This is a genomic window from Embleya sp. NPDC050154, assembly GCF_044460165.1.
GTDB lineage: Bacteria > Actinomycetota > Actinomycetes > Streptomycetales > Streptomycetaceae > Embleya.
This window is the reverse complement of the sequence record NZ_JBITJP010000062.1, coordinates 1-10,744: the sequence shown is the minus strand read 5'-3', so window position 1 is coordinate 10,744 and position 10,744 is coordinate 1. Positions and strand designations below refer to the sequence as shown.

The window sequence follows — 10,744 nt, the reverse complement described above, 5'->3', positions numbered from 1 at the left end:
CAGGCCGTCGCACAGGGCGCCGACGCGATCATGTACTTCCAATGGCGCCAGTCCCGGGGCGGCGCGGAGAAGTTCCACTCGGGGATGGTCCCGCATGCCGGCGTCGACACCCGGGTATTCCGCGAAGTGTCCGCACTCGGAAACGAGTTGGCCCGCGTACCGGAACTGGTCGGCACCCGGATCCGCAACCGGGTCGCGTTGTTGTCCGACTGGCACAGCTGGTGGGCCCTCGAACTCGACTCGCACCCCTCGGACGCAGTGCGCCACCTGGACCGCGCGTTCGACCACTACGCCGCGCTCTTCGACCTCGGCATCGGCGTCGACGTCGTGCACCCCTCGGCCGACCTGTCCGGCTACGGCCTCGTCGTCGTACCAAGCCTCTACCTCCTGTCCGCAGAACACGGCGCGAAGCTCTCCCGGTTCGTCGCCGACGGCGGCTCGATCGTGGTGTCCTTCTTCAGCGGCATCGTCGACGAACACGACCGCGTACATCTCGGTGGCTACCCCGGTCCGCTGCGCGAGGCGTTGGGCATGTCCGTCCAGGAATTCTGGCCCGCCGACGTGGGCCAAACGTTCGCACTGCGCACACCGGGAGCAGCGGAGCCCGAGGCCGGCACCGCCGACCTCTGGCGTGAGGATGTCACGCTCAAGGGCGCCCGCACGGAACTGGAATTCGTCGGTCCCCACTGGGACGGACGTCCGGCCGCCACGGTCCACGCGTACGGCGCTGGCACCGCCCGCTACATCGCGACCCGCCCGGACGCCGCCACGATGCGCACTCTGTTGGCCCGCGCGTGCGCCGACGCGGCCGTCGACCCGGTCCTGCCGGACCTGCCGGCGGGCATCCAGGCGGCCATCCGCCGGGGCGAGGGTTACGACATCCTGATTCTCCTCAACCACACGGGATCGACCCACGACATCGAACTCCCCACCGCACGGCGCGATCTGCTCGCCGACGATCACCGCCGCACGCACCGAACCACCCTGGCCCCGCGAGGAGTGGCCGTCCTGGGATCGCTGCCGACCGAGCACGGCGACGCGGGGCCGTTGCTCGAGACCGAGTGACCGTGGGGGCGGTGAGTCCGTCTGCCACGGGCGGGATGCGGCTCCCCGCGCCCGTCGGGCCGGAGCGCCGGCGATCGCCGCTTCCATGATCGGCGGTGTCGTCGCCGGACCCGCGCTGGGCAAGGCCATCGAATGGTCCGGCGTTCGCACCGTCCCGCTGCTCCTGTCCGGCATTTCCGCACTGTGCGTGGCCGCCACGCTCCGGCTGAGCCGTGCCACGGCCACACCACCCGACCACCACAACTCACCGATCCCCTTCGAGGAGACCCCGAATGCGTGCTCTCACCACGACCGTTGACGGGTTCGCGCTGAACGGCGAGCCATTCCGGATCATCTCCGGGGCCATGCACTACTTCCGCATCCACCCCGACCAGTGGGCCGACCGGCTGCACAAGGCCCGATTGATGGGGCTCAACACGGTGGAGACCTACATACCGTGGAACCTGCACCAGCCGACCCCGGATGCCATCGATCTGGACGGCCTGCTCGATCTGCCCCGCTACCTTCGACTGGCCAAGGAGGAAGGGCTGCACGTCCTGCTGCGTCCCGGCCCGTACATCTGCGCGGAATGGGATGGCGGCGGCCTGCCCGCGTGGCTGACCGACGACCCCGGCATCCGACTGCGCAGCAGCGACCCCCGCTTCACCAAGGTATTCGATCGCTACCTCGATCTGCTGCTGCCGGCGCTCCTCCCGCACCTTGCGGCGGCAGGCGGTCCCGTGATCGCGGTACAGGTGGAGAACGAATACGGCGCCTACGGCGACGACACCGCCTACCTCCAGTACGTGGAACAGGCGCTGCGCACCCGCGGTGTCGGCGAATTGCTCTTCACCTGCGACCAGACCCACCAAAACCATCTGGCCGCGGGAAGCCTGCCGGGCGTCCTGGCGACGGGCACGTTCGGCAGCAATGTCGCCCGCAACCTGGAGCGGCTGCGCACCCACCGGAGCAGCGGGCCACTCATGTGTGCCGAATTCTGGATCGGCTGGTTCGACCACTGGGGCGAGCCGCACCATGTGCGCGATGCCGCCGATGCCGCCGCCGACCTGGACGCCCTGCTCGCCGCGGGCGCGTCGGTCAACATCTACATGTTCCACGGCGGCACCAACTTCGGCTTCACCAACGGCGCCAACCACGATCACGCCTACACCCCGATCGTCACCTCCTACGACTACGACGCCCCGTTGTCCGAATCCGGAGACCCCGGCCCGAAGTACCACGCCTTCCGCGAGGTCATCGCCCGCCATGCTCCGGTCCCGGACGAACCGGTGCCGGCACCCGGGCCGAAACTGCCCGCCACCGTCGTCGATCTGGACCGCCGGACCCCGCTGCTTACGAACGCCGGCGTGCCGGCCGCCCCGGTCCGTACCACCGAGCCGCCCACGTTGGACGCGCTGGGCGTACGTGCCGGCCTCGCGCTCTACCGCACCACGTTGCCCGTCGCCGGCGAAGGAGTGCTGCACTTCGCGGAGGGGGTCGGCGATCGGGCCCGCGTCTACATCGACGGTTCGCCCGTCGGCGTCCTGGAACGCGAACGCCACGAAGAGAGCCTCCCGGTCCACGTACCCCACCCCGGAGCCACCCTCGAGGTGCTGGTGGAGAACATGGGGCGGGTCAACTACGGGCCACGCATCGGCGATCCGAAGGGACTGCTCGGGCCGGTCTCCTTCAACGGCACCATCCTGCACGAATGGGACACCCACCCCCTCGCGTTGAACGACCTGGGCCCACTCACCTTCGGTCCCGCCGACGACACACCGCCGGGCACGCCCTCCTTCCACCACGGAACCTTCGACGTCGACACCCCCGCCGACACCTTCCTCTCCCTCTCCGGCTGGACCAAGGGCCAGGCCTGGATCAACGGGTTCAACCTGGGCCGCTACTGGAACCGCGGGCCTCAGCGCACCCTCTACGTGCCCGCTCCCACCCTGCGCACCGGGACCAACGAGCTCGTCCTGCTCGAACTGGACGCCACGACTCGACCACAGGCGTGGCTGGTCGACACCCCCGATCTGGGAGTGGCCCAATCGTGAAGCGAACGTGCCGGAGCCGAGCCGATCACGGCCGACGTCGCCCGGTTATCCGGTGATTCGAACTCGGCCCCGTGTTCCCCGTGTTGGGGCAAGCGCGCATCTCGGGTGTGTGTGGGGGGAGTTCGACGATCCGAGCTTCCTATACTGAGCGAATGTCGACACCGGAGTTTGTGCTCGCGCTGCGGGAGAAAATCGGTACCGCGCCCCTGTGGCTTTCGGGGGTGACCGCGGTGGTGGTGCGGGAAGCGCATGTGTTGTTGGTTCGGCGGGCGGACAACGGGGCTTGGACGGCGGTCACCGGGATCATCGATCCCGGTGAGCAGCCGGCGGACGCCGGGGTGCGGGAGGTCCGCGAGGAGGCGGGCGTCGAGGCCGTTCCGGAGCGGCTGGCGATGGTCGACGTCACCGAGCCGATCGTCTACGCCAACGGGGACCGGACGCAGTATCTCAACCTGGTGTTCCTGTGCCGATGGCGTGCGGGTGAGCCGCATCCGGCGGATGGGGAGAACACCGAGGCCCGTTGGTTCCCGCTGGACGAACTGCCGCCGATGTCCGCCACCATGCGGGCCCGCATCGACGCTGCGGTCGGCCCGGGGTCGGAGGCGCGGTTCCAGGTCACGGAGGACCGACTCGGGGCGCTGTGACGGCGGCGGATGTGGCCGTGCGGATCAGGGCAGCGGGCTGGGGCGCGAGGTGAGGTCGTTGAGGAAGCCTTCGAGGGCGAAGGTGGCCGTGCCGAGGCACACCGCGTTGTCCGGGAGTTCGGACAGGCTCAGGGTGACCGCGGCGAAGGGTTGCTCGAGGGCGTAGTGGGCGGCGGCGTCGCGTGTGGCGGTCAGCAGTGGTTCGCCGAGGCGGTCGGCGACCCAGTCGCCGAGCACGATCCTGGCCGGGTTGAGCATGTTGATCAGGGTGGCGACCGATGCGCCGAGGTGGCGGCCGGTGTCCTCGACGACCCGCAGCGCCGTGGGGTCGTGTCGGCGGGCCGCGTCGGCGACGGCCTCGATCGCGGCGATCTGGTCGTCGATGGTGAGGATGGGGTTGTGCGGGTCGATCTCGCGCAGGGTCCGCAGGATGCCGGGGGCGCCGACGTATGCCTCCACGCATCCGCGGGCGCCGCATCGGCAGGTCCGTCCGTCCATCACCAGGATGATGTGGCCCCATTCGCCGGCGCTGTTGGTGGCGCCGCGGTAGAGCGTTCCGTCGATGGCGACGCCGACGCCGACGCCGGTGCGCAGGGTGACGACGGCGAGGTCGTCGACGTCGCGTCCGGCGCCGAACCACAGTTCGGCCACGGTGCTGGCCTTGAGCGGGTTGTCCACGTAGAGGGGGAAGTCGAGTCGTTCGGCGAGGAGGGCCTTCATGGGGACGTCGCGCCAGTGTCCGTAGACGGCGAGGACGGAGACGCCGCCCTCGCGTTCGACCAGTCCGGGCAGGCTGACCCCGATGCCCAGGACCCGGTCGGGATCCACGTCCGGGGTCGTCAGGAGGTCGTCCACGCCCAGCGCGATGTGTTCGACCACGTCGCCCGGGGAGCTGCCCCGCGGGTCCATCCGTCGCTCGACGGCGCACAGCACGTTCATCGCGAGGTCGTACAGTTCGAGACGGACGAAGTCCTCGGAGACGTCGACGCCGACCAGCAGGCCGCGCTCGGCGTTGACCGCCAGGCGTGCCCGGGGGCGGCCGCCGCCGGAGTCCTCCCGCCCGACCTCGACCAGGACGCCGACGTCGAGGAGCTCGCCGGTCAGGTTGGCGACCGTGGCCGTGGACAGTCCGGTCGCGGTCGCGATCTGTTGCCGGCTCACGTGCTCGCCGGCCGCGTAGGTGCTCTGCAACACCTCGAACCTGTTGTGCCGGCGGATGTCCCGTGCCGTTCGCTTGAGCATGAAACTCCTCGCCCGTCTGGTCGGTCTCCCCTTATTCTAAGTCCCGGAAGATACTATTTACACCTATTGGACCAAGGGGTAGTTTGGATCTGGGAAGAGCCCGAAACCCCCCGGCACGGCACGACCGCTCGGCCGCAGGCCGAGCTGCACGATCTGGAGGCACCCGAGATGTGCCCATACCGAAACGCCGGCGTCATCGACGCCACGGAGCGTCGCGTCGATGTCGCGACCGGCGGATCGCGGGCGGTTGTCCGGGGCCTGGGTCGCCGCCCCGCACCGTCGCTCGACCGACGGCACGCCGTGATCTCGCTGCCCGCCCGGGACGTCCGGGTCGCCGACGCCCGCCGCTTCACGGGCGCGGTACTCGCCCGCTGGGGTCTGGTCGGCGACGATCGGGACTCCGCGGTCTTGATCGTCGGCGAGTTGACGGCGAACGCGGCGCAGTACGGGCGGAGCGTCATGACCGTTCGCCTGGTCCTGGACGCGGGCGTGCTGAACATCGCGGTGGACGACCACGGGGACCACGGCGCCGGGCGTCGGCCGCGGGTCTGCGACCCCGACGAGCACGGCCGGGGCATGGACATCGTCGGATTCCTCGCCGGCGGGGTGGACGTCGAAGACTGCGGTGCCGGCCACACCGTCCGGGCGATGCTGCCGGTCGCCGCCCCCGTCTCCGAATCCCTGCGCAACGATGCTCCGGCGATGGCGGGCTGACACTGCCCGGCCGCTCCCGGCACCCAAGACACGCTTGTGCGCACGCTGAAGACCCGTCCTGCCGATCCCGTCTCGCTCGCGAGCGCGATTCGGCCGTTCAGCTCGGCGCGTGGCGTCGCGTGCTGCGGTCGTGTGGCGTCGAGGGAGCGTCAGCGGGCTTGCTCGCCGAGCAGGGCCACGGTCTCCCGCAGGCGCTCGCACGCCCAGTCGTACTGCTCGGTGCCGGTGTGCGCCCGAAAGTTCGTCTCGATGATCTGGACCAGAGCCAGGTGCAGGTTGTACAGCCGCCGGCGGGTCCGCTCGGCGGAGGTGAAAGGCCGGTGGCCGTAGCCGCGAATGAAAGCCGCCGAGTTCCCGTAAGCGCCGGACTCGCTCCCGGCGAAGCCGAACTCCATCAGCGGATCGCCGTAGAACGCCCGCTCGTGGTCCACGATCGCCACGATCCGGCCGTCGCGCACCATGCAGTTGCCGGGCCACAGGTCCCACTCCACGAACCGGGGCTCGGTCACCTCGTCCAGCGAATCGGCGTGGGCGGCCACGACTTCGCGGATCACGTCGTAGCCGTGGCGCAGGTCGACGCCACGTCGTTCGCCGTCGCCCAGCAACTCCTCGACCATCCGCAGGAAGGCGGCGCGCCACGTGCTTTCGCCCGGTCCTGTCAGCGGGCCGAAGGCGGTGCCCGGGATGCCGTTCAGCTCGCGGGTGATCGCGCCGAGCGCCTCGTCGTACGCGTCGATCTCCGTCGCGGTCAGGGTGTTCCTGACGGCGTCGAGGTTGTCCGCGTCCACATACGTCATGAAGAAGTAGTCGGCGTCGCACAGTTCATGGCTTCGATCGGCGAAGTCGACCGCCGGCACCGGCACTTTCGTGTGCTCCCGGATCAGCCGCAGCGCCGCCAGTTCGGTGGCCATGGCGCCGCGCTCGTAGGTCATGACCTCGACATCCGGCGGCGGCGCGATCTTGAGGACGACCTGCGCGCCGGATCGCAACCGGATCCGATAGGCCACATTGAAGCAGCCGTCGCCCAGTTCGCCGACCCAGTCCTCGGCCGGGTCGCACACCTGGTCCGGGCCGTAGGCGCGGGCGACCAGCGCGCGCAGCGCCTCGACGGGCTGCCGGTTCTTGGTGATGCTCTCCATCAATCCTCCACCCAGAGCATGATGTGAAAATAGCACCGGGACGGCGGGGGTCCGGTCGGTATTTGCCGAGGTGAGCCGTCTGCGCGCCCGTCGGGTTGTTGTACGAAAGAAACGAAGCACTGCGGACACGGGCACAACCCCCGCTCCGGACGGGGCGCGTCCGGAGCGGGGGCGGGAGATGGCCTCAGGTGAGGCCGGCTAGCCGATGTACCAGCGTTGCAGTGCGGAGCCGGTGTCGGACTGCACGGTCGCCTTGGCGCCGTTGGTGGCCGAACCTGCGGTGAGCAGGAGGCCGCTGCCGGCGGAGGCGATCGTGTGGTCGTCGCCGATCGGGGTGATCTTCCAGCGTTGGGCGGGTTGGCCGTTGCATGTGCGCTGGACGACGGTGGTGCCGGCCCCACCGGTCGCCTCGGCGCACTTGTTGGAGGTCTTACTGGTCACGGTGTAGGTGCCGTCGGACTGGGGGGCGATGGTCCAGGTCTGGTTGTTTCCGCGATTGGATGCCCACATGACCAGGTCCGTGCCGTCGGACGTGGAGCCGGCGCTGTCCAGCGCGACGCCTTCGGTCTCGATGGTGTGAACGCCCTCCACGGTCCGTACGGTGCCGGGCCACGGAACGCCCGGGGCGGGGTGGTAGGCGATGCCGGCCGCGGTCCAGCGCTGCCCGTGCTGGGCCAGGCGCTGACGGAAGTTCTTCCAGTCGCGGGCGGCTTGGGGGGTCCATCCGACCTCGGCGAGGGCGGGGAGGCGGGGGAAGCTCATGTAGTCGGCGTAGGCGTGGGGTTCGGGCCAGCGGGTGGTCGGGGTGGGCAGTGAGCTGCTGCCCTCGTAGGCGCGGTCGGCCCACAGGGCGGCCTCGACGCCGGCGATCCTGTCGGCCGGGACGATGGAGCCGGTGCCGTCCATCTTGCCGGTGATGGTCGCCGGGTCCCAGTTGTAGGACCGCTCCACCGGCACGTATCCGGACCAGCTCAGGCCGTAGGGGGTGGAGACGTCGTACTTCATGTCCAGGTAGGCGTGGTCGGACGGGGACATGACGAACTTGGCGTCCTGGGCGACCCCGTTGCGGGTGGAGACGATGCTCGCGCTCTCCTCAGCGGTGCCGATGGTCTTGCGGTCGTCGTCCTCTCCCCAGTACTGCATGATGCTGCCGGCGGGGATGTCGGCGTTGGCGAGTTCGTTCCAGCCCATCACCGTCTTGTGGCGTCCTGTGGTCGCCTCGGTGGCGGACTTGACGTAGGAGGCGTATTGGTCCGGCGGGGTGTGCGGGGCCTCGTCGCCGCCGAGGTGGATGTAGGGGCCGGGGGTGAGCTTGGCGACCTCCTTGATGACGGCCTTCAGGAAGCGCCTGGTGTTGCCCTGGTGTGTCCCGTCCGCCAGGCAGTAGGTGCTGATGCCGACGTCGAAGCCGGAGTAGAGCGGCTTCGCCTTGTCGTCGCAGTTGAGTTCGGGTATCGAGGCCAGGGCGGACATGGTGTGGCCGGGGCCGTCGATCTCGGGTACCACCGTCATGAAGCGGGACGTGGCGTAGGAGACGATCTCCTGGTAGTCGGCCTTCGAGTAGTACCAGTCGGTGCCGCCGGTGTGGCCGCTCTGCGTGCTCGCGCCGACCTTGGTCAGGTCGGGCAGGGCGTCGATGGCGATGCGCCAGCCCTGGTCGTCGGTCAGGTGCAGGTGGAGGGTGTTGATCTTGTACGCCGCGGCCTCGTCGATGTAGCGCTTCACCTGGGCGACCGGGTAGAAGCGGCGCGCGACGTCCAGCATCACGCCGCGGTATTCGTACCGGGGCGAGTCGGAGATCTGCACGGGCGAGACGGTCCAGGCACGGGACTGCCTGGTCCGGGACTCGACCTCGGCGGGGAGCAGTTGGCGCAGGGTCTGCACACCGCGGAACAGGCCCTGGGCCCCGTGTGCCTTGACGACGACACCGTTCTTGCCGGAGGTGATGGTGTACCCCTCGGCTCCCAGCTTCTTGGGGCCGTTGGGGTCGAGGACGACGGCGTTCTTCGGGGCGTGGGTGTCCTTGACGACCCGCAGGTCGTAGCCCGTCGCGGGAGCGAGCAGCTTGGAGAGGTAGGTTCCCACCCCCACCGCCTCCGAGTCCCGGGACAGGACGGAGATCCGGGTCTGGGGGGTGAGGGAGAACCCCTCGCCCGCCACCGCTTTCTGCGAGACCGGCTGCGGCACCAGGGCGTAGGGAGCTGGGGCGGGTGTGGGAGGAGCGGCGGAGGCCTCGGAGAGCGTGGCCGTGAGCGGGAGGGTGACGGCGGCTGTGGCGAGTGCGACGAGGCGTCTGCCTCGTCGGTGCAACCAGCGCATGGTCGGCTCCTTCGGACAAGAAGGCACGGGGACCGCACACCAGGATGGGGCGGTCGGGAGTGTGCGATTGGTGTCGGCGGCGACGGTGCTGTGTGGTGCTCGTGCACAGGCACCGGACCACGGGGGTCCGATCCGGCGCACTCAGTGCAACCCGCCGACTCCTGCCGCGCTGCCGGCCGCTCATGGTGGGCAGCGAAACACGCGGCACGTAACGCAACTGAGCGCGATGATGCTTGTAATTGCTTGAATCAAGCGCTTTGTGAGCAACTTCAAGCATGAAGGTGCCAGGGTGCTCGGGGGGTGTCAAGGCTTGAGCCCCCGCGACTTTGCCAATTCGTGGGGAACATGCCTCAGTCGGTCGACGGAGGGTTTCGGGGTGTGCACGCCCTCGTCGCCGCGGCGCAGTCCTGGCTGCTCACGCGGGCACCTCGGCGATGTCGGCCCGGGCGAAGGGCACAGGTGAGTCGAGGTGTTGCACAGAGATGTCAGGCCGCGCACGGACGCCTATCCGCATGCCGAGATCCCTCTCGGCCTTCCGGGCAGGGGATTGACGCCCGCGTCGACGGCCTCCGAGATGCTTGACAGTGCTTGAACACACTCATGTGACGCGGATATTGCGCATCTTCGAACACCCACGTGCAGGCCAGGGTTCAGGTCGAGATCCGGCTCCAGGGGTCTCTCGACAGCGATGGCGGCTCGGTGGCGACGCGGCATTCGGGAACGCCGATGACGACGGGAAGCTCCGCGGCGCCGCTCCCGCCTCTACGTTCCGCAACTCCTGGTCAGGGCCGCGATTTGCGCCCGGCGGAGGCCGCGGACGACGTCCGCGCGATATATACCTTCGACGCCGCCGCGCAGCGGACGGCGTCGAACTCTGCGGCTCGGATGACCCATTGCGGTCGTCACCGGATCACGGCACCCCCCAAGTCCCATGGCGAGGGGGAGCGGGCGCAGGCGATCGCACCGCACATCAGCGGCTCGCGAGCCCCGGCCGCGGGCGACTCATCGGTCGGCCTCCTTGAGGAATGCTTGGAAACCGGACCCGAGTGGGTGGTCGTGCCACACGTCGATGTCGGTCGATGGTCTCGACCGCGACACCACGTAGGTCTCTTCCGGGGGCTCGTCGCCTCCCCGCACAGCGGCGATGGCGCTCTCGATGCGAGGAAGCAGGCGTACGGCCGTCGCAGCCACCCCCAGCGCCCCGATGATCACCAGCAGTCTCCGGCGCATTCCTACTCCATCTGAAATCTTCAAGCACTACCACGCATCATCGGACGCCAGGGCCCGCAACTGCGTCCGGGTGAGCTGCCGGATGGGATCTCCATGTGCCGCGCCGCGCGGGGCCGCCACGGGCGGAGAACGAGTGGTACAGCCGTGTCCTTGCCCGCTCGGCCGGGGAGCCCGGTCCGGGAGGCGGTTGTCCGACCGCCCGGACCGGGCTGGGAAGCAGATCGATGATGGAAGTGCTCATGTGGGCTTCGTGTTTCCCGGGATCGTCCCGGGCCGTGGGTCGTCCGGGTTACTTGACCGATCCGGCGGTCAGGCCCGATACGACGTGCTTCTCGATGTAGGCGAACAGGATCACGAC

At 69.4% G+C, this 10,744-nt stretch carries 7 protein-coding genes and 1 pseudogene; 5 read left to right on the top strand and 3 right to left on the bottom strand.

Going from position 1 to position 10,744, the window contains the following annotated elements; translation table 11 throughout:
- The 4 genes and pseudogenes from ACIBSV_RS50370 to ACIBSV_RS50355 all read left to right on the top strand — a co-directional run.
- Window positions 1-1,065: beta-galactosidase trimerization domain-containing protein (locus ACIBSV_RS50370; RefSeq protein ID WP_395874701.1), on the top strand; the 1,065-nt coding region annotated here is incomplete at its 5' end.
- A 37-nt stretch (window positions 1,066-1,102) separates the two neighbouring features.
- Window positions 1,103-1,363 (top strand): annotated as a pseudogene (locus ACIBSV_RS50365) (hypothetical protein); the annotation flags it as partial.
- Window positions 1,338-3,098: a glycoside hydrolase family 35 protein gene (locus tag ACIBSV_RS50360; protein WP_395874699.1), complete on the top strand. Its 1,761-nt coding sequence runs from the start codon at window positions 1,338-1,340 to the stop codon at window positions 3,096-3,098. The pseudogene ACIBSV_RS50365 and the gene ACIBSV_RS50360, both read left to right, overlap by 26 nt.
- 152 nt (window positions 3,099-3,250) lie before the next feature.
- Window positions 3,251-3,742, top strand: coding sequence for an NUDIX hydrolase (locus ACIBSV_RS50355; protein WP_395874697.1), 492 nt, complete (start codon window positions 3,251-3,253; stop codon window positions 3,740-3,742).
- A gap of 24 nt (window positions 3,743-3,766) precedes the next feature.
- On the opposite strand, the gene ACIBSV_RS50350 is transcribed toward ACIBSV_RS50355, so the two are convergent.
- The gene (locus ACIBSV_RS50350; RefSeq protein WP_395874695.1) at window positions 3,767-4,984 is read right to left on the bottom strand and encodes an ROK family protein; all 1,218 of its coding nucleotides are present in this window, start codon (window positions 4,982-4,984) and stop codon (window positions 3,767-3,769) included.
- 300 nt (window positions 4,985-5,284) lie between these two features.
- Between ACIBSV_RS50350 and ACIBSV_RS50345 the strand changes: the two genes are divergently transcribed.
- Complete coding sequence (locus ACIBSV_RS50345; RefSeq protein ID WP_395874694.1) at window positions 5,285-5,698, top strand: ATP-binding protein; 414 nt, start codon at window positions 5,285-5,287, stop codon at window positions 5,696-5,698.
- Between the two features lie 149 nt (window positions 5,699-5,847).
- On the opposite strand, the gene ACIBSV_RS50340 is transcribed toward ACIBSV_RS50345, so the two are convergent.
- Together ACIBSV_RS50340 and ACIBSV_RS50335 are read right to left on the bottom strand one after the other, a co-directional pair.
- The gene (locus ACIBSV_RS50340) at window positions 5,848-6,837 is read right to left on the bottom strand and encodes a phosphotransferase family protein (protein ID WP_395874692.1); all 990 of its coding nucleotides are present in this window, start codon (window positions 6,835-6,837) and stop codon (window positions 5,848-5,850) included.
- A 198-nt stretch (window positions 6,838-7,035) separates the two neighbouring features.
- On the bottom strand, window positions 7,036-9,156 hold the full coding sequence (locus ACIBSV_RS50335) for a family 20 glycosylhydrolase (protein ID WP_395874690.1): 2,121 nt from the start codon (window positions 9,154-9,156) through the stop codon (window positions 7,036-7,038).
- Between the last annotated feature and the right edge of the window lie 1,588 nt (window positions 9,157-10,744).